Below are 21,681 nucleotides of genomic sequence, written 5' to 3'. Positions count from 1 at the left end.
ACGGCGGAGCCGGCCCGGGCACGGGCCGGCCCCGCGACACGTCCGGTCGGGCTCGGCCGCGAGAGGGGATGCCATGGGGCACATCTGGGAGGACGCGCTGACCTTCGTCGGGTCGACGGCCGACGCGAAGCCGGCCACCCGTGAGTCGGTGCGCGACGACGAGAAGCCGTGGCTCAAGCCGGGTGACCGGAAGAACGAGGCCACGGACGGGTGGCAGGGTGTCGAGGGCGACGGCACCCAACTGCCTCTCGACAGCTGGGTGGCCTGGTACTTCACCTACACCACGGGAGCAGACACGACGAAGCCACTTCACGCCAGTTACGTCGTCGGCACCAACATCCACTACCCGAACCTCGACGGCGCCGGCGCCAAGTTCGCGGCCTGGACGGGCAGCCGGGCGCCGCTGGAGCGCTTCATCGACGGCACGATCAAGGCGAACGACCGGCTCGACCCGGCCGTCTTCGGCAAGGCGGCAACCAACCTCACGGAGTTCACCACCTTCCTCGACGGCTGGATCACCAAGATCGGGACGGAGTGGGTGAAGGGCATCGGGGAGGAGGACGGCGACTGGCAGGGCAGCTCGGCGAACGCCCTGCGGGCCCTGCTGCTGGCGTTCCGCAACGAGATCGACGCGGACAACCAGATGATCCGGCTGGCCGACGTCAGCTCCGTCCTGACGCCGTGCAAGACCGCCCTCGACACGCAGATCGCGGCGCTGTGGAAGGGCTTCCAGGACTGGTGGGCGTCGCCGCTGGCCTGGCCGACCAACACCGTCTCCGAAGCGATCAAGCAGGGGCTCAAGGGCGCGACCGTGAAGGTCACCGCGAAGGAGGCCGTGTCCCCGGGGTGGGCGCACTGGGACGCCAAGAACAAGGGCACGACGAACGACGACGTGGGCACCACCAGCGCCGTCTCCGACCTGACGTTCACCCTGACGGGCGCGGCGTTCGGCGACCCCGCGACGGAGGGCTTCTGGACGGCGGTGGACAAGAGGGCCCGGGAGATCTGGGTCGCCAATGTCGTGAAGGTCCTCGACAAGGCCGCCGACGACGCGCTGACCGCGATCGGCACGGCCTACGGCAACGCCGGCAACGCCGCCGTGCCCCTGAAGCCGTTCCCGCTGATCATGCCTGACCCGAAGACTCCGACGACGGACGACCCGACGAAGGACCAGGACCCGACGAAGGACGGCCCTCCCGACATCAAGGAGCTCGGCGGCGGGCCGGACACCAAGAACCTCGGCGGCGGGCCCGACATCAAGAACCTCGGCGGCGGGCCCGACATCAAGGACATCAAGGACGCCGGTGGCGGCGGTGGCACCGGGGGCAACTCCGGCGGCAGCAACAAGCCGAACCTCAACCTCGGTGACATCGGGGGCAACAGCGGCAGCAACAACCCGAACCTCAACCTCGGCGGAGGCGGCGGCAACCTGCCGAACCTCAACCTCGGCAACGGCGGCTCGGGCAACTCCGGAAGCGGCCCCAACCTCATCGGCAATCCGTTCCCCGACCTCAACTCCGGCCCGCTGCCCGACTCCCTCCTCCCCGGAGGCTCCGGCTCGAACCGGCCCGTGGTGGTCCCCCCGACCTCCGTCATCACCAAGGACGGGCGGATCGTCGACGAGAGCGGCAACCCCGTCCTGGACGCGGCCGGCAACCCGATGGTGGCCGGCCCGGGCTACACCATCGGCCCGGACGGCATCCTGCGCGACGGCCAGGGCAACACCGTCTCGCAGAACCGGCAGCTGCTCGCCGACCGCTACTCCGCGGCGGGCGACGACAGCGGCCCCGACCTGCTGTCGCCCAACAGCTTCGGCGCCGGCGGCTTCTCCTACAACACGATGGGCCTCGGCGCCGGCGGCTCGGGCAGCGGGAGCTCTCTCGGCCTCGGCGGCGGCCCGATGATGGCCGGCATGGGCGGCGGCCTCAGCAACCGGGCGCTGGCCGCCGGCGGCGACCCGTCCGCCACCAAGGCCGCGGTCGACCAGGCCAACGCCGAGCGCGTCGCGGCCGAGCGGGCCGCCCGCGCCGCGGCCCAGGAGCAGGCCGCCCTGACCGGCCAGCGGACCGCGACCTCCTCCGGCGGGATGCCGCCGATGATGCCGCCGGGCGGCGGCATGGGCGGCGGCGCGGGCGGGGCCGGCAACGAGAAGGACCGCCGCCGCACCACCTGGCTGGCGGAGGACGAAGAGGTCTGGGGCACCGACTCCGGTGCCGTGAGCGGCGTCATCGGACGCTGAGGACGTTCAGGACACCGAGGACGTCCAAAACGTCTTCGGCGTTCGGGACGCGGACCGCACCCGGGTGCGGCCCGGTCCGCCCGCCCCGGCGGCCCGGACCGCACCCGACCACGAGGAAAACGAGGAAAGAGCACATGAGCAACCCGTTCGCGGAGCAGATCGCCCAGGCGATGGCCGAGATGCAGACCGAGCTGGCCAGGGCCGAGGAGATGCAGCAGGAGATGAACGAGCTCACCGGCTCGGTCACCTCCAAGGACCGGATGGTCACCGCCAAGGTCGGCTCGCAGGGCCAGGTCGTCTCGCTCACCTTCCACACCAACGACTACCGCGACATGGCGCCCGCCGAGCTCGCCAAGATCCTCACCGATGTGCTCAACGAGGCCCGGGCCGACGTCGGCAAGCAGGTCGCCGAGCGCATCTCCCGCTTCGACGGGATCGGCGAGACGCTGCGGCTCTCGATGTCCGGCGGCAGCGAGCTGGACGAGATCCTCGAACCGCTCTGGGCGATGCGTCCGGGCTACGACGCCGACGAGAAGAAGAAGCAGGCCGGCCGGCAGGAGGAGTTCCGTGGTTAGCCCGAACACCACCTCCAAGACGGCGATGCTCAAGAAGAGCTTCGCCGAGTTCTTCGAGCTCAAGGACTACGTCGCCCAGCTCACCACCGAGGCCGACCACATCAATGCGATCAACCTGCAGGTGGGCGGGAACGACGAGATCGGCAAGCAGTACCACGCCCAGGTCGACGACGGCACCAAGAACCTCTACGAGCTGCTCCTGAGAATCGGCTCCACGGTGGTCTCGGTCGGCGAGAACGGTGAACTCCTCGCCGCCACCCTCGACCGGGCCGGCGACCACGCCAACGACATCGCCAACGGCTTCTGACCCACCCGCAGCCGAAGGCCCGACCACACGCACAACCGGAAACGGCAGGCAGTTCCCGTGGCGCACTCCTCGATCGAGGTCAACGCATCGACCGCACGATTCTTCACGATCATCACCGGCATGCCCTGGCCGGAGATCCGTGAGGGGGACCTGCGCGAGGTCCGGGACGCCTACGAGCAGCTGGCCACGGAACTCCCTCACCTGCGTGCGCTGATCGCGAAGGTGGCGGACTCCTGCGGCCGGCAGTTCAAGGGCCAGGCCGCCATCACCTTCGAGTACCAGATGAATTCGTTCATCGGCCGCTCCAAGACCGACGCGAAGTCCGGCGAGGACTACGTCTCGGCGGCGGCCAAGACCGCCAAGGCGTTGGCGAACTGCGCCGGCGACGTGGCCAACACGGTCGAGTACACCAAGTGGATGGCCATCGCCCAGCTGGTGCAGCTGATGGTCGAGATCGCGCTGGCGATCTTCTGGGCGCCGTTCAGCTTCGGCACCAGCCTGTCCGGACTGGTGCTCAAGAAGCTGCTCACCAAGGCCGCGCTCACGGCCCTGATGAAGTACCTGCTCAAGACGATCGCGATGCACACCTTCTCGGGCATCGTCGGCGGTCTGCTGATGGACGGCATCATCCAGAACCTCCAGATCGGCCAGGGCAACCGCAAGGAGATCGACAAGGAGCTCCAGAAGCAGGCGGTGCTCTTCGGCGTCATCGGCGGCATCCTCGGCGGTCCGCTCGACCTCCTGGGCCTGGGTCTGGGCAAGCTGCTGGGCCGGCTGCTCGGCAAGAGCGGCGGCCGGCTGCTCGCCGACAAGCTCAGCGACTACCTGGTCGACGGCGAGCTCAAGAGCCTCAAGGGCACCCTGAAGACCGCCGCCGAGGCCGCCGCCAAGGCCGGTGAGAAGGGCCCGCTCGGCGCGATCGGCAAGGAGACCTCCAAGGGGCTCGCCGAGCAGGCCCTGAAGAAGGCGGAGGCCAGGGCGTTCGCCCGGGACCTCGGCAGCCTGATCGAGGCGTCCACCGAGCAGCTCCAGGCGGGCTTCGGGAAGACCACCAAGGGCTCCATCTCCTCGACCTTCGTCAAGGAGATGGAGAAGACCTTCGTCAAGCACCTCGGCGAGCAGCTCGGGAAGAAGGAGGCCGCGGCCCTCGGCCGCGAGCTGGGCGAGAAGTTCGCCGAGAAGTGGGTGGGCAAGGCCCAGCAGTCGGTCGCGGCCCGGGGCGCGGCCAGCGAGGGCCTCAAGGACGCGCTGGACACCGTCCTCAAGCAGGACGCCGGAAAGGGACTGACGGCTCATCAGGTCAGCGCGCTGGGCAAGCACTTGCCGGACCTCGCCGACGGTCTGACCCAGGGCAACAAGATGTTCCAGCTCGGCCTGGCACTCGGCAACTACGTCCAGTCCGGCACCCAGAACGTCCTCAGTGAGGGCTTCTACAACCTCATCTTCGGCGAGAACCACGAGTTCACCGTGACCGCGGGCAGCTTCGTCGGCGGCATGATGACCGCGATGATGGGCCACGTCATGCACCTCGGCTCGGCGCCGCTGATGCACCGCTACGCCGACCTGGTCCAGCGGACCCAGTTCCAGGCGGTCGAGCACGGAGCGAGCAAGAACTTCCCGCTCTGGCACCCGATCAGCTTCGCCGCGCTCGCCAGTATGGCGTCCGGCAAGATCGTGCCCTTCCCGGTGCCCCGGATGGGCCACCCGGAGGCCTTCGAGTTCGCCAAGAGCTTCCGGATCAACTCGCTGGACGACGTCACGAGGGGCCTGTCGCACGCCTCGGGCGTGGACATCAAGACCCCGGCGGCCGACCACGAGGTGGCCGAGTGGATGCAGCAACTGCTGCCCTACGTCGACTTCCTGGCGGAGGAGCGCGGCGACCATACGCCGTCCCTGCTGGAGACGCTGACCCGGACCGTCGGCGGCAGCACCGACACCCTGGTGGGCCACGACGAGTCCTCGGCTCCGCCCAAGGCGGGTGCGGAGAGGGGCGGCGAGGAGCACGCCCCCGCGACGCCGGTCAAGGTCCAGTCGGAGGACGCCCCGGCCGTCGCGCCGAAGCCGCGGACGCCGGACGCCGAGCAGCGGGCCTCGGAGCAGCGCACCCCGGAGCAGAAGGCCGGGGAGCACAAGCCCGGGGAGCAGAAGGCGACCGAGCCGAAGGCACCCGAGCGCAAGCCCGGGGAGGCGCCGGGCCAGGAGCCGCCGAGGAAGACCACCCCGGGCCGGCAGCGGCCGGTGCCCCCGGTGTCGACCGAGTCCTCGGGCGACACGCTGACGGCCCCCCGCAACCGGACCGGAGCCGGCGGCGAGACCGTCGCCCCCGGCGCGGCCGCGACCGCCAACGCCGGTGCCGGCGCGGGCCGTTCGGCCACCACCTCGACGTCCGGCGGCGACCGCACCGCCCCGAACCACGTCCCGGACCAAGCCCCGAACCACGTCCCCGAGCACGACCCGAAGCCGCCCGTCCCGCCGCGCCGCCCGGTCGGCATCGACGACGCCGGCCGCCACGAGATGCAGGAGCCGACGCCGAGGTCCCCGCGGCAGACCACGAGCCTCGCCTCGATGCTGCTCGGCCAGGACACCACCGTCACCCGCGACTCCGACCGGACCGAGGCCCCGGCGCCGCCGCCCCGGACCGGGCCCTTCGACCTCCCCTCGCAGCCCCGCACGATCGGCCGGGACGAGACCGACCTGCCCCTCGCGCCGCGCAACGGGACCGGGTCGGACCCCCTCCCCCCGCACCAGCAGCCGATCGCGCCGACGGTCCCCGTGCCGCTCGCCAACTCCCTCACCGAACTCCGCCCGAACCCGGCCACCCGGCGGGTCGAGCCGCTCACCTACCTCGTGATCGAGGGCGCGCCCGCGCCGCCGCCGGTGCGCCCGTACGAGGTCCGGCGCGGCCAGTTGCTGAACGGCGACCCGGTCACCGAACTCGTCCTGCGGCTGCACCTCGACCACCGCGGCGTGCCGCAGGACCAGGCCGGGCGGGTCACCGCGCTGCGCGAGCGCGTCGGCCTGGCGGTGAACGACGCCTACAACGGCGGGCACCGGCTGCCCGACGGCAGCCGGCTCCAGGTGCGGGTCGAGTTCGCCGACTCGGCCGCGAACGCCGACCACACGGTGCGGGTGCACCGGGGCACCGTCCGCCAGGACGAGGCCAACTGGGGCCTGCGGGCCGGCCGGGAGGTGATCGGGCACGAGCTGGGGCGCGTCCTCGGCCTGCACGACGGCCCGCGCGAACTCCACCGCGCTCCGGGCGCCGACCGCACCGTCGTCGACTGGCCGCGCCGCCTGCGCACCGTCGGCGCCACCGTCGACGAGGCCTTCGCCCCGGAGCACACCGAGCACACCGAGCACACCACCGTCGCCGCCGCGAACCCGCGCCGGATCACCGGCCAGGTCCGCGACACCGCGCTGTACGGCCCGGACGGCGAGACCGGCACCGGCGGCACCCTGCTGCGCCCCTCCGTCGACGAGGCCTTCCCGGGGCAGCTCCGCACCAACCCGAACGACACCGTCCGGCTGTCGGCCCCGGCCGGCTCCGGCGGTCAGGCCCGGACGTTCTTCCCGAGGCACTGGACCGTCGACGAGATCACGTACGCCGTCGAGCAGGCGCACCTGGACTCCCGGCGCTTCGGCACCGACGACTCCTCACCGGTGTGGACGGGCGAGTACGCCGGTGTGACGATCACCGGCACCCAGCGGGACGGCCTGGTCACCGGGTTCCGGCCGCACCACGACCAGGGCGACGCGGCGCCGCCGCCGTACGCCCCGCACCGGCCCGTCGCGCGGCGCGCCGCCGACCTCGACCCGTCGGCCGGGCCCGGCGACCGGCGGACGCTGCCGCCGCTGCACCACGCGGTCGACCCGGCCACCGGCGCCGCGCACGGCGTGCGGACCGAGACGCTGGGGGCGCCCCACCAGAACGGGACCCGCCGGGCCCACACCTGGTACCTGGACCCGTCGGTGCCGCCGGACTCCCCGCTCGCCGACTTCCCCGGCCGCTGGCACCGCTCCTCGGACGGGCCGGCCGCCCGGCTCTACCCCGAGCACTGGACCCGGCAGCGGACCGAGGACACGGTGCCGCCCGCGCTGCTGGACGGCCGGCCCCGCCGCGAGGCGGCGCTGCCGGACGGCCGGACCCGGCACGTCGTCACCGAGGTCGACGGCGTGTGGGTCGAGGGCCTGGTCCGGGACGGGCAGGTGCTGGTCCACCGGCCGACCGAGCGGCAGCCGGAGTTCACACCCGGCTTCGTCCGCCGGTGGGACGACGCCCCCGTGCTGGCGCACTCCGAGCCGGTCACCCGGCCGGTCACCGAGGGCGGCCCCGAACTGACCGCCCGGCGGGTGGTGTTCGCCACCGGGCAGGAGGGCATCGAACTCACCGTCCGGCTGCACCTGACGCCCGGTGAGGGCATGACCGGCCCCGACCTCGCCGCGTACCGGCGCCGGCTCCAGGAGTCCGCCGACGACCTGGTCGCGAACGAGGACCTGTTCACGCCGGTGTCGCTGCGGCTGGAGTTCACCGAGGACCCGGCCGGGACGTTCACCAGCGTCCGGGTGCCGGCCGGCCGGCCCGCCGCCCTGGACGAGCACCTGCGGCCGCTGCTGGCCGTCGTGGACGAGCACGGCCTGGAGACCGCCGCGGCGATCCTGGCCCCGCCGCCGGGCGCCGCCCGGCACGCGCTGCCGCTGCCGGAGCCGGTCGCCGGTACCCTGCGGCCCCCCGGCGCCGAGGACCCGTCCGCGCCCCCGGCCTCCACCGACCGGATGCGGGGCCAGCTGACGGCGATGCGGGAGGTGTTCACCGATGCCGCCTGGGAGCGGCCGGCCCAGGGCGTGCCCTCGGGCTGGACCGCCGCCGACGCCCGCTACGCGGCCTACCGGACCCTGCGCGGCGGCCTGGCCGACGAGCAGGGCCTGGTGTGGGCCGAGTACGCGGGCCGGACCGTCGTGGTGCAGGCCGAGAACGGCCTGATCACCCGTTTCCAGATCGACGCCGTCCGGGGCGAGGACGGGTCGGCGCCGCCGTCCGGCACCCACCGGGTCCTCGCCACCGCCGAGGTGCGGCCGCCCGCGGACGCCTTCCGGCACTCGCTGGCGGCCCGCTTCGTCCAGTCCTTCGAGGCCACCCGGATCGCGCTGCCCGGCGGTGACACCGAGACCGTGCTCGGGCTGCGCATCCACCTCGGCACCGGGGAGCTGTCGGGCCTGCCGCCCGCCGAGCGGGAGGCCGGGCTGCGGGCGCTGCGCGCCCGCGCCGTCGAGGGCGTCGACGAGCAGTTCAACCGGGGGCAGCGGCTGCCCAACGGCGACCTGCTGCGGGTCGAGGTGACCTTCGTGGACAGCCCCGGGGAGGCGCACCACACCGTCGAGCTGTACCCGGACCACCCGCGCGCCAACGCGCTCAACTGGGACCTCGGCCTGCACCGGAGCACGATCGCCCACGAGCTGGGGCACCTTCTGGGCCTGCCGGACGAGTACCGCGAGGTGGGGCGGCCGCCCCGGCCGGTGTACGGGGACGGCGCGCTGATGTCCGCGCAGGTCGCCGACCGCTTCGGCCGGTTCCGGGTGGACCACGACAACTCCGCCGGGGGCGTCGCCCCGCACCCCGCGCAGGGGCTGCCGGCGCGCTACCTGCGCGAGCTCGGCTCCGTCGTCGACGAGGCGTTCGGACCGGCCGGCGGCCCGGTCGGCCGGCGGGTCGTCCCGGGCGGCCCGCCGGCGCGGGCCCGCTTCGGCGAGGACACCCTCCGCACCGTGCTGCACGGCGACCGGGACGGCTCCGGGGGACACCTGTACCCGAGGACGGGTTCGGACCCGGCCGGGGTGCGGCAGACCGTGGGGCCGGACCACGCCAACGGGACCTTCCGGGTCTCGCGGACCGAGTCGGTGCCGGTGCGGCACCTGGAGTCGGCCGGCGACCTCGTGGTGGGCCCCGCCGACCGGACCCGCACCACGACCCGCACCATGTTCCCCCGGCACTGGGCCTCCGACGACGCCGTCTACGCGGCCGAGCAGGCGTACCACAGCGCGCTGCGCACCGGCCGGGTGACCGAACGGGACGGCACCCACCACTGGACCGGCGAGTACGGCGGGGTGCGGATCGAGGGCGAGGTGGTGAACGGGGAGTTCACCGGCTTCCGGCCCGCCGACAACCAGGACCGCGTCCCCGTCGCCGCCTTCGAGCCGCCGAACCCCGGCTTCCGGCAGTTCGGCGGGCGGGCCGAGGACCTCACCCTGTACGGCGACCGGGGCACCCTCACCGGCGTCCACCGGCGGCCGACGGTGGATGCCGGGGTGGAGCACGGCCTGGTCGTGCAGCGGCAGTTCGAGCCGCACGACAACGGCACCTACCGCTCCCGGGTCTGGTACCTCGACCCCCGGGTCGCCCCTGGCGCGCCGCTGGCCCGCCTGGAGTCGCGCTGGTTCCGTCGCGCGGACGGCGACACCCAGGTGATGTACCCGGACGCCTGGTCGTCGTCCGAGATCCACGACGCCGTGCACGCGGCCTACCTGGTCCGGCACGACTCGCGGACCGCGGCCGACGGGACCGAGAGCTGGGTGGGCCGGCACAACGGGGTGGTGATCGAGGGGCTCAGCCGCGACGGGGTGCACCTCGTCCACCGCCCGTCGATGGACCAGCCGATCTCCGAGTGGCGGTCGGAGGAGATCGTCGAGCAGTCCGCCCCGCACCTGGTGGACTTCGGCGGCGGGTTCGCGGCGTTCGTCCGCCACGTCCGGTTCGCCGACGGCCAGACCGGCCTGGGGCTGATCACCCCGGTCCGGCTGCACTTCGGGGAGGACATGTCGCCCCGGGAGCGGGCCGAGTACCGGGCCGCCTTCCAGCAGCGGGTCGACCAGGAGCTCGGGAACATGCGCACCGCGGACGGCGCGCTGGTCCGGGTGGTCGTCGACTTCGTCGACAGCGACCACCCGCGCGCGCCCCTCGTCGGCCGCACCAGCATGCCGGGTCCGCGCACCCTGCTGCCCGAGCTCGTCGGCGACCAGGCCATCCGGGTACGAACCGTCGAGCACGCGCGCCGGGCCGCGCCGGCCGAGGGCTGGACGGCCACCGACCGCCCCACCGCGCCGCCGTTGCGCGAGCCGGGCACGCCGGGCACGGACGAACGGCCCCCGACGGTCAGCCGGACCGAGACGCTCCGCCCCGGCCTGGAGCGCGACTTCGCGCTCGGCGCGGACTGGACCGCCCGGGACTCCCACCTTCCCTCGGTGTGGACGCGGGAGGACGCCTTCTCCTTCCTCGCGGACGCGAGCCGTCGCGGCGTCCCGTTCGCCGCCGACGGGCCGCAGCCCCCGGTGCCGCCGGGCCGTACCGTGCGCCTGCTGGAGCACCTGGACATCCGGCTGCGGCTGGAGCACGACGCGCAGGGCCGGATCGTCGGCGCCCAGGCGCTGGGCGGGACGCCCCACCCGCCGCAGTTCGGGCGGCCCGCAGAGCTTCTCGTCCCGCTGCCGAACGCCCCGGGCGGCCCCGGGGAGCACGGGCCCGTCGAGCTGTCGGCGCCCGGGCGCCCCGGCCGCACCGACCTCCCGGGCGTCCCGCAGCCGTCGGCGGACGACACCTCGGCGCACGACACCACGACGGCCGACACCACCACGGTCCGGACGAACGACACCGCTCCTCCGCAGTACCCGGCCTCCACCTGGCAGTCCGCGGGCCCGGGCGGCAGCATCACGGATCCGCTCCGCCCGCCCCGTGCCTCGGGCGACCTGCGGCAGACGGTGCTCACCAACGGCACGGTCCGGGTCTTCTCCGGCCAGCGGTCCCCGGGTGTCGAGCCGGGTGCGCCGATCGAGGCGTTCCCCTCGCGCTGGCACCGTGCCCTGGGGGACACCGGCACGCTCTACTACCCGGAGTCCTGGAGCGCCGCCGCCGTGGCCACCCACGTGGACGCGGCGGTGCGCACCTCGCCGCAGCGGTACCCGCAGCCCGACGGCACCACCCTGGTGGTCGGCCAGTCGGACGGCGTCTGGATCGAGGCCGTGGTCCACCCGGACGGCAGCCTGCAGTCCCACCGCCCGTCCCCGTGGCAGACGGACGCCCAGCACGCCGAGGGCGCCGAGGTCCAGGTGCCGGAGCTCGGACACGTCCGGATGGGCCGGGTACGGACGGTCGACGGGGCGGAGGTCCTGCGGGTCACCGCCCGGGTCCGGCTGGTGGGCGACGAGCAGGGCGACCCGGCGGACCTCTGGCAGGCCCGGATCGCCCTGGAGGGCGATGTCGCCGGCTATCTGGCCGGCCATCAGGACTTCAGCGACACCCGACTCGACTTCCGGCTGGAGTTCACGACCGACCAGGACGCCACCGAGGTCCGGACCGGTCCCGGCGCGGACCTCACCGTCCTGGGCACCCTGCCCCGGCTGCGCGACGCGGCGGGGCGCTTCGACCTGGCCGTGGCCCTGGAGCGGGTGCCCCAGCAGCCGCCGGAGGCGCCGTGGACGGTGTCGGGCGCGGCGCTGGTCGACGTGCCGCGGCACCAGTTCGCCGAGGCGGTCTGGAACCGCCCGAGGGAGGGCCGCAACCTGCCGGGCGAGTGGACCGCCGAGGAGGCCCGCTACGCCGCGCACCGGATCCTGGCCACGGGCCGGGCCGTCGACGCCGGTCCGGTACCGCCCGAGGGCACGAGCGCGCCCCAGCTGCACCACGGCGAGTTCGCCGGGGTGAAGCTCACCGTCCGGGTGGAGGACGGCCGGATCACCGACTTCTGGGGTCAGCCGGACCAGCGCATGCCGCACCAGCTGGCCGCGCCGGTGGCCGAGCAGCGCCAGGTGATCGGGACCCGCGAGGTCGTTCCTCCGACGGACGCCTTCGACCGCGCCATGGAGGCGCGGGATACCCAGGGGTTCGAGGTGACCCGGATCCGGCTTCCCGACGGCGACACCGAGTCCGTGATCACCGTCCGGGTGCGCCTGGACACCACGGACCTGCCACTGGTGGAGCTGCGCACCGCCGAGAGGTTCGGAGAACTGCTCGACCGGGCCCGGGCCGGGGTGGCCGCCACCTACGACGTCGGCCAGCGGCTGCCCAACGGCGACCGGCTGCGGGCGCGGATCGAATTCGTGAACGATCCCGCCACCGCGCACCACACCGTGAAGATCCACCCGTCCTCGGACCGGGAGAACCACCGCGCATGGGGCCTGAACACCAAGGCTGATGTCATCGCCCACGAGGTCGGCCACCTGTTCGGCCTGCCCGACGAGTACCGCGAAGCGTCGTGGAGCAGCCGTCCGGTCTACCTCGACGGCGGGCTGATGGCGGCCCGGGCCCGGGAGGAAGGCCACGGCCTGATCGCGGTCGACCAGGACCACCAGTCCAGGGGCAACTACTCCGTCGGCCCGCACCAGGTCCTGCCCGCGCGCAACCTGCGGCAGCTGGGCGCCGTGATCGACCTCGCCTTCGGTGCCGACCGCGGTCCTGCCCCGGGCGCCACCCACCCGCCGCGACCGCAGGTGAACGAGGACGCCCGGCGCACCGCGCTGTACGGCGACGGGCGCGGGGGCGGCCACCTGTTCCCGCCGCCGGGTTCCGACCGGCCCCGGCCGGAGCGGGTCGCGGGGTCGGAGAACCGCAACGGCACCTTCCGGGTGCTCGGCGGCCCGGCGGACGAGGTGGCGACGGACCACCGGGCGACGCTGAACGGGCGGCAGGCCGGCGACCTGGCGACCGGCCGGGCTCCCCGGACTGCGGACTTCACCACCGGCCGGGCTCCCCGGACGGGAGACCTCGGTACCGCCCCTGACCCCGTTCCCCGGGGCGGCGACCGCCACCGCACCATGTTCCCGGAGCACTGGTCGTCGGACGACGCGGTGTACGCGGCTGAGCAGGCGTACCAGCACGCGCTGCGCCGGGGCCCGGAGGCGTTCACCGAGGTCGCCCCCGGTGTTCGGACCTTCACCGGTGAGTACGGCGGGGTGCGGATCGAGGGCCGGGTCGAGAACCGGACCGAGTTCCGGCCGGCGAACCCGGAGGAGAACCGGCGCGGCGGCCAGGTCGAGGTGGTGGAGATCGTCTCCTTCCGCCCGTCCGACGACCAGAGCGGCCTGGGCGCGGCCGCCCACCTGCCGTGGCGCCCCTCCGAGGGGGCCTTCGGCCGGCGCGTCGAGGACCTGGTGCGCTTCGGCGACCGGCTCACCCTCACCGGCCTGCACCACCAGCCGGTGGACGCGGCCAAGGCCGTGCACGGGATCGACATCGGGGAACCGGTGCACACCAACCCCAACGGGACCTACCGTGCCCCGGTCTGGTTCCTCGACCCCGTGGCGTCCCCGGGTTCCAGGCTGGCGGAGTTCGACTCCCGCTGGCACCGGCGCGAGGACGCCCCGGACAACATGTTCTACCCCCGGACCTGGGACCCGCTGCGGGTCCTCGGCGCCGTCGAATCGGCGCACCGGAACGCGACCGACCGGCGCACCGTGAACGGCGCCGTCCACTGGACGGGGGTGGCCGACGGCGTCCGGATCGAGGGCATCACCCGGGACGGTCGCCACCTGATCCACCGTCCGGCGGACGACCAGCCCGGCGCTCCGGCGGCGGACGGGCACCGCTCCCACCCGCTCACCGAACCGGCGCCGCCCGGCACCGGCACCCGCCCGGCGACGGTGGCCCGGCCGATCGCGGACCCGGTGGACGCCGACGTGGTCAGCCCGTCCCTGCGGCCCGACGCGGGCCGGGGCCTGCCGCCGCAGTGGACCCGCGAGGAGATGATCCACGCGGCCGCCCGCGGCGATCAGATCGGCTCCCAGACGCAGGTCGGGGCCGAGCTGATCCAGCAGGTGCGCTACGGCGACGTCCTGATCACCGTGGTCCGGGACTGGCACAGCTACAAGATCATCGACTTCCGGGCCGCGGACGGGCACACCCCGCCGCCCCAGGGCTCCCGTCCCCTGCCCCCGCGCGGTTCCGGGCCGCTGTCCGGCACGGACGGCGAGGGCCCGGTGCTGCACGCGCCACACACCGGTGACGCGGACACCCTGGTCCTCCCGCAGGCGTACCCGAACTCCGATGTCCCCGCGCCGACCGCGCCGGCCACCGCTCCCGTCGCCGCCGCGCAGGCCGGGCAGGCCGGAGCGGCCCGGACCAACCCCTGGCACCCCACCGCGACCGACGGCACCGTCCAGGACGGCCCGCGCCGCCCGCCCGCCCTCCAGGACGGCGAGCGGCAGGAGACCCTGCACAACGGCACGGTCCGGGTGTTCAAGGCACAGCTGGACCCCGCCGTGGAGGCGGGCGCGCCGGTGGCGGCCTTCCCCTCGCGCTGGAGCCGCTCGTTGCTCGACCCCGGCACCGTGTACTACCCGAAGGCCTGGACCGCGGCGCACCTCGGCGAGCGGGTCACCGAGGCGCTCGGGAACACGCTGTTCACCCGGGTGGAGAACGGCGTCACCTTCAAGCTCGGCCGCGCCGACGGCGTGTGGATCGAAGGCATGTACCTCGCGGACGGCAGCTTCATGGGCCACCGCCCGTCCCCGCACCAGTCGTTCCGGGACCCGAGGTACGACCTCGGCTCGGCGCCGACCGTCGGCCGGGGCGAGGAGGTGGACCTGGCGGGCTTCGGGCCGGTCCGGGTCCGCCGCGAGCTGATGGCAGACGGATCCGAGGTCGTCCGGCTCACCGCCCGGGTCCGGATCACCGGCACCGAGGGTGTCGCCCAGCCCGACGTCGTGCGCGCCCAGACGGCGCTGCACCGGGCCGCCGGCCAGCTGCTGGCGGGCCACCAGGACGGCGGCATCCGGATGGAGCTCGGGCTGCGGTTCACCCGGGACGCCGACGCCGTCGAGATCCGGTTCGTCCCCGGCGAGGGCTTCTCGCTCCAGCAGGCCGTGCCACGGCTGCACGAGGAGGCGACCGGTCCCGGACCGTCCGCAGTGCTGGCCGCCGCACGGGAGCAGGCACCGCTGCCGCCGCACACCGTGTCCGGCGAGACGATGCTGGACGGAGCGCGGGAGCTCTTCGCCCCGGCCGCGTGGAACCGTCCGACCGAGGGCCGCAACCTGCCCCGCGAGTGGACCCCCGACGAGGCCCGCTACGCCGCGAGCGTGGTCGCGCGCTCCGCGTTCCGGGCCCAGGCCGGGCCGGTGCCGCCCGGCGGCACCACCGCTCCCACGCTGCGCCACGGCGAGTTCGCCGGGGTGCGGCTGACGGTGCGGGTGGAGAACGGCCGGATCAGCGACTTCTGGGCCCAGCCGGACCAGCGGGTCCCGGACCAGCTGGCCGCGCCCACGGCCGAGCGGCGCCGGGTACTCGGGACCCGTGAGGTCGTCCCGCCGGTGGACCTCTTCGAGCGCGCCCTGGAGGAGCGGCGGCTCCAGCGGTTCTCGGTGAGCCGGATCAGGCTCGCCGACGGTGACACCGAGTCACTGGTGACCGTCAAGGTGTATCTGGACACCCGTGACCTGGACATGACGAAGCGGGCCACCAAGGACGGCCTCAAGGAGCTGACCAGGAACGCCCGCGCCAGGACGGCGGAGATCTACGACCTCGGCCAGCGGCTGCCCGGCGGCGACCGGCTGCGGGTGCGGATGGAGTTCGTGAAGAACCCCCGCGCCGCCCACCACACCGTGACCGTCCACCCGACCCAGTCCCGGCCGAACGCCTTCAACTGGGGCCTGGACACCCCGGCCAAGGCCGTCGTCCACGAACTCGGCCACCTGCTCGGACTGCCGGACGAGTACCGCGAACTGTCCCGCCCCGGCCGGGTCCGCCCGGTCCACGACGACGGCGGCATGATGGGCTCCACCACCCGGGACCGATTCGGCCGGGTCGGTCTCGACGCGGACAACCCGACCGGCGGCGAGTACACCGCGGACCCGAGGCCCGTCCTGAAGGCGCGCAACCTGCGCCAGCTCGGCGGCGTCATCGACAGCGCCTTCGGCGCCGACCGCGGCCCGGTCCGCGACGGCAGCCACCCGCCCCGCCCGACGGTGAACGAGGACACCCGGCGCACCGCGCTGTTCGGCGACGGCCGCGAGGGCGGCCACCTGTTCCCGCCGCCCGGCTCCGACCGGCCGCGGCCGATCCGGATCCCCGGCTCCGAGCACCGCAACGGCACCTTCCGGGTGCACGACGACGGCCCGGCCGCCGGGCCGACGACCGGTCAGCACCGGCTGGCCGGCGACCTCGCCACCACGCCGGCCCCCCGGCCCGCCGACCGCCACCGCACCATGTTCCCCGAGCACTGGTCGTCCGACGACGCGGTGTACGCGGCCGAGCAGGCGTACCAGCACGCGCTGCGCCGGGGCGGCGACGCGTTCACCGAAGTCGCCCCCGGCGTCCGGACGTTCACCGGCGAGTACGGCGGCGTGCGGATCGAGGGCCGGGTCGAGAACCGGACCGAGATCCGGACGCCGAACCCGGACGAGAACCGGCCCGGCGGCCCGGTCGAGGTGGTGGAGATCCTCTCCTTCCGCCCGTCCGACGACCAGGGCGGGCTCGGCCCGGCCCCGCACCTGCCCTGGCACCCGTCCCCGGACGCCTTCGGGCAGCACGTCGCGGACCTGGTCCGCTACGGCGACCGGCAGACCCTCGCCGGCTTCCACCACCAGCCGGCCCAGGACCGCCCCCAGGACGGGCAGTTCTCCAAGGTCGAGGTGGCCGGCAGCCGGCGGGGCGTCAGGATCGGGAACCGCTCCTTCAACTCCAACCCCAACGGGACCTACCGGGCCACCGCCTGGTTCCTCGACCCGTTCATCGCCCCGAGGGCGCACCTGGCGCAGTTCCCCTCCCGCTGGTTCCGGCACGCCGACCACCCGGGGCGGATGTTCTACCCGGCGCACTGGCAGGCCGGCCACGTCCTCGACGCCGTCCAGCACGCGTACGAGAACCGGAACGTGGCCCACGACCGCGTCGTCGACGGTGCCACCCACTGGACCGGCACCGGCAACGGCGTCCGGATCGAGGGCATCACCCGGGACGGCCGGCACCTGGTCCACCGCCCGGCGGACGTCCAGCCCGACGCCCGGGTGCGGGGCAGGTCCGCCCCGCTCACCGAGCCCGCGGCGCCCGGCACCGGCCGGCGCCCGGCCGTCGTCGCCGACCTGAGCGCGATCGAGCTGCCCGCCGGCGAGGCCGGCGTGCTGCGGGCCGGCGCCGGCCGCGGCCTGCCCGAGGAGTGGACGGCGGCGGAGCGGCTCTACGCCGCCTACGCGGGCCGGCCGCTGGAGCCCGTGACCGCGCTCGACGACGGCGGCTCCAGCGTCCGGGTGCGGTTCGCCGGCGTCGAGATCACCGTGGTGCGCGACGCGAGCAGCCGGATCGTCGACTTCACGGTCGCGGACGGCCACACCCCGCCGCCCCAGCGGGCCGTGCCGATCCCCGAGCGCGGTACCCGGCAGTCGGCCCTGCGGCCCGTCGAGAACGAGCCGCTGCCGCACTACCCCGGCTCGGACGAGGGCTCCGACCACGACCTCGGTTCGCCGGGCGGCCACCGCCGCTCCGACGAGGACGAGGACATGGAGCTGTACTCGGACACCGACGAGGAGACGTTCTCCCGCGCCGACACCCTGGACCTGATCTCCGACGACGAGCCGATGGACTGGGAGGACGGCTCCGACGCCGGTTCCGGCCGCCGCTCGGAGGAGCCGGACGACGACCTGCTGATGGACCTGGACGAGGTACTCGCGGTGCGGCCGGTCCGGCCCGCACACGAGGCGCCCGCGCCGGACCTCGGGTTCGCCGCCGTCCTCGACCCGGTCGAGGTCACCGCGCCCACCGACCGGGCGCTGCACAGCAGCACCTCCACCGTCCACCGGCGCTTCCAGGCCGCGCGAGGCTTCCTGCTGGACGGCTCGCCGGCCGTCGAGACGGTGGTGCGGATCCACCTGGACACCTCGGGGCTACCGGCCGGCCAGGACCACAGCGGCGCGCTGGGGGACCTGCGCGCCCGTGCCCGGCGCGGCGTCGACGAGTACTTCAACACCGGTCACCGGCTGCCCGAGGGCGACGTCCTGGTGGTGCGGGTGGAGTTCGTCGACGACCCCGACGCGGCGCACCACCTGGTCCGGGTCGAGGACGGGAACGTCCGCGAGCACAACGACCTCTGGGGGCTGCACACGAACGGCACCGTGCTGGCCCACGAGATCGGCCACCTCTTCGGTCTGCCCGACGAGTACCGGGAGCGGCGCGTCCGCGAGGAGGGCGTCGACCAGGGCGGAAACCGCGTCGTCCTGGAGCGCGGGATCCGGCCCCGGCCGTCGTACCTCGACGCCGGGCTGATGGGCGGCACCCACGCCGGCAACGACCGGGTCCGTTTCGACCAGGACGCCGGGATCCTCACGGACGGCACCGACATCCGGTTCGCGCTCCAGCCGCGCAATCTGCGGGAGCTGGGGGCGGTGATCGAGCAGGCGCTGGGTCCGGTGCTGGCGGTGCCGAACGCGCACGGTCTGCCGGGCCGGGCGTCGTTCGACCTGGACGCCCGGCAGTCCTCGCTGTTCGGGGGGACGCGGAACCCGGGCGGGCATCTGCTGCCGCCGGTCGGCTCGGACCGGCCGGCGCCGGAACGCGTGGTGCGGATCGAGCGCAACGGCGTGGTCGTCGCCGACTTCTCCTCGGACGCCACGATCCCGCGCGTCCGGCGGACGGACACCTCGTCCGCCGCCGGTGACCTGCCGGCCGACGCCACCCTCACGGGGCCGGTCCATCGCCGGATGTTCCCGCGCAACTGGACCAGCGAGGACGCGGTGTACGCGGCCGAGCAGGCGTACCTGCACGCGCTGGGCACCGACCAGGTGGTCCCGCTGGGCGGCGCCCGGCACCGCTGGACCGGCGAGTACGCCGGGGTGCGGATCGAGGGCGAGGTCCTCGGCGAGCAGTTCCTGTCCTTCCGGCCCTCCGACAGCCAGCCCGACACCGACCCGCCCCTGAACGCCCCGCACCGGCCCGACCCGCTGGCCCTCACCGAGCACGACCCGGCCCGGAGCGACAACCAGGCCCAGGGCTACGGCGCCTTCGGCCAGCGCGCCGAGGACATCGCCCGCTACGGCGACCGGCAGCACCTCACCGGCCTGCACCACGAACTCGACCCGGCCCTGTCCGGTCGGGAGAACGCGCTGCGGGCCCACGGCGCCCGGGTCGTCGAGACCAGCCCGCCGATCCACAACGGCACCTACCGGGCCCGGGTCGCCTTCCTCGACCCGACCGTCGCCCCGACCTCCCCGCTCGCCCAGCTCCCGACCCGCTGGCGCCTCCGCGGCAACGCCGACGGCGGCAGCGCGCGCACCATGTACCCGCGGACCTGGTCCTCGGCGGACCTGCTGACCCGCGTCGACGAGGCGCACGACGGCGTCCCGGCCGAGCGCCGGGTCTACCTGGACGACGGCCGGACGTACTACTGGACCGGCGAGGCCAACGGCGTCCGGATCGAGGGACTCTCCCGCGACGGCGCCCACCTGGCCCACCGCCCGACCGACACCCAGCCGATGACCGACTGGAACCAGCGGCGGGTGCTGCGCACCTCCCCGGACACCGCGACCTGGCTGGGCGACCGCCCACTGTCCGTCTCCCGGGTGCTCTTCGACTCCGGGCAGGAGGGCCTGCGGATCACCGTGCCCGTGCGCACCGTCGTCGAGGGCCCGGTGACGCCCGAGTACCGGGCGTTCGCCGAGGAGCACGTCCAGCAGCGGGTGAACGACTACGTCCGGGACCGGACGCTGGAGACGGCGGGCCCGGACGGGGTGCCGCCGAGGCTGGTCGCCGTCGTCCTCGACTTCACCCCCGGGCGTCCGGACGTCTTCTCCGGCGTGCTGGTGCGTCCCGGCTCGGCGTCGGACGTGTCGGACGTCCTGGGCCCGCTGGCCTTCCATGGGCAGGACCAGGTGTTCAACTCGCTCGTCGCCGCCCTGGACGGCTATGCCACCCCGCACGCCGACCTGGTCGCCCAGCAGGGCGCCCCCCGGGTCCCGGCCGACCTGCGTGAGCCCGGCCCGCTGCGGCCCGGCGAGCACCGGCCCGCCGAGGTGGCCGGCTGGGACCAGCAGACCGCGCTGGAACTGCGCCACCTGGACGCCCGGTTCAGCCAGGAGGCGCTGGCCGCCGACCCGCGGAACCTGCCCGTCACCCACAGCCTGCCCCGGGAGTGGACGGCCCTCGACGCGCGGTGGGCCGCCGTCCAGATCCACAACGCGCACGACAGCCAGTACGGCGCCACCGTGACCGGCCTCGTCCGGGGCTCCTTCGGCGGCGTCGAGTTCGCCGTCCACGTGGAGGAGGGACGGATCGTCCTGGTCACCGGCGTCGGCGACCAGCGGGACCTGCCGCAGCTGCACGTCCCGCCGCTCGGCGCGGACGCCGGGACCCAGCCCGCCCCCGCGCCCGCCCCCGTCGCGCAGCGCCGGGCCGCCTCCGCCTGGCAGTCGGCCGACCTGGACGGGACGGTGACCGGGACCCCGCGCCGCCCGCCGGCCCCCGCCGCCGGCGAGATGCGGGTGACCCTGCCGAACGGCGCCGTCCGGGTCTTCGCGGCCCACCTCGACCCCGCGGTCGCCCCCGGCGCCCCGGCCACGCAGTTCCCCACCCGCTGGCACCGCTCCGCGCTCGACCCCGGGACGGTGTACTACCCGGAGCACTGGAGCGAGGCGCAGCTCACCGCGCACGTCACCACCGCGCTCGACCACCCGCTCCTCACCCGCCAGGAGGCCGACGGCTCCCGGGTCGTGCTCGGCCGGGCCGACGGGGTGTGGATCGAGGGCCGGTTCGGACCGGACGGCGAGCTCTACTACCACCGCCCCGCTCCGCACCAGACCTTCGACAACCCGGACTACCAGGGAGCCGCCTCGGCGACGGCCCACCGGGGCACCGAGGTGCGGCCGACCGGCCTCGGGCCGGTCCGGGTCCGCCGCGACCTCATGTTCGACGGCTCCGAGGTCCTCCGGGTCACCGCCCGGGTCCGGCTGGTCGGCGGCGAGCACGCCACCCCCGCCGACCTGCGGCAGGCCGAGACGACATTGCGGCAGGCCGCCGCCGAGTACCTGGAGGGCCACCAGGCCGGCAGCGACACCCCGTTGGACCTCCACCTGGAGTTCACCCGGGACCGCGACGCCACCCCGGTCCGGCTCGTCCCCGGCCAGGACCCCACCGTCGAACAGGCCCTGCCGAGGCTGCACCGGGCGGCGGGCACCGACCGGCTGGCCGAGGTGCTGGCCTCGGAGCGGCAGCCGCAGGCGCCGTCGGCCCCGGACACGGTCTCCGGCGAGACGATGCTCGACGGCCGGCGGCGGCTCTTCACGGCCTCCGTGTGGGACCGCCCGACCGAGGGCCGCAACCTGCCCCGCGAGTGGACCGCCGACGAGGCCCGCTACGCCGCCAGCGTGGTCGCCGGCTCGGCGCACCGCGCCCCGGCCGGCCCGGTGCCGCCCGGCGGCACGACCGCGCCCGAACTGGTCCACGGCACCTTCGCCGGGGTCCGGCTGACGGTGCGGGTGGAGAACGGCCGGATCAGCGACTTCTGGGGCCAGCCGGACCAGCGGATGCCCGACCAACTGACCAGGCGCGGACCCGAGCGGATCCAGGTGCTCGGGAGCCGCGAGGTCCACCCTCC

4 protein-coding genes (1 of these 4 cut by a window edge) are annotated in these 21,681 nt (G+C 74.7%); all 4 read left to right on the top strand.

Going from position 1 to position 21,681, the window contains the following annotated elements:
- The first annotated feature begins 73 nt into the window (after nucleotides 1-73).
- Entirely contained in the window at nucleotides 74-2,239 is a 2,166-nt protein-coding gene (locus OG715_RS06995; RefSeq protein ID WP_266276395.1) for a hypothetical protein, read from the top strand.
- Nucleotides 2,240-2,373: 134 nt separating this feature from the next.
- Nucleotides 2,374-2,814, top strand: coding sequence for a YbaB/EbfC family nucleoid-associated protein (locus tag OG715_RS06990; protein ID WP_266276397.1), 441 nt, complete (start codon nucleotides 2,374-2,376; stop codon nucleotides 2,812-2,814).
- Nucleotides 2,807-3,121 (top strand): hypothetical protein, encoded by a 315-nt coding sequence (locus tag OG715_RS06985; protein WP_266276399.1) that lies wholly within the window; start codon nucleotides 2,807-2,809, stop codon nucleotides 3,119-3,121. Before OG715_RS06990 ends, OG715_RS06985 begins: the two co-directional genes overlap by 8 nt.
- 57 nt (nucleotides 3,122-3,178) lie before the next feature.
- A protein-coding gene (locus OG715_RS06980; protein ID WP_266276401.1) for an EndoU domain-containing protein crosses the window boundary here: on the top strand, nucleotides 3,179-21,681 show its 5' portion. It continues 16,405 nt past the right edge of the window; 18,503 of the gene's 34,908 nt are visible here — the first part of the coding sequence; it begins with the start codon at nucleotides 3,179-3,181; its stop codon lies beyond the right edge, outside the window.

It is taken from the genome of Kitasatospora purpeofusca (genome assembly GCF_036010405.1).
GTDB lineage: Bacteria > Actinomycetota > Actinomycetes > Streptomycetales > Streptomycetaceae > Kitasatospora > Kitasatospora purpeofusca.
Note: the sequence above shows the minus strand (reverse complement) of the source record. Positions and strands in the feature narration are given on the sequence as shown.

What these genes read in the sequence shown, in the direction of transcription:
- OG715_RS06995 (WP_266276395.1), top strand. Translation starts at nt 74, where the DNA reads ATGGGGCACATCTGGGAGGACGCGCTGACCTTCGTCGGGTCGACGGCC.
- OG715_RS06990 (WP_266276397.1), top strand. Translation starts at nt 2,374, where the DNA reads ATGAGCAACCCGTTCGCGGAGCAGATCGCCCAGGCGATGGCCGAGATG.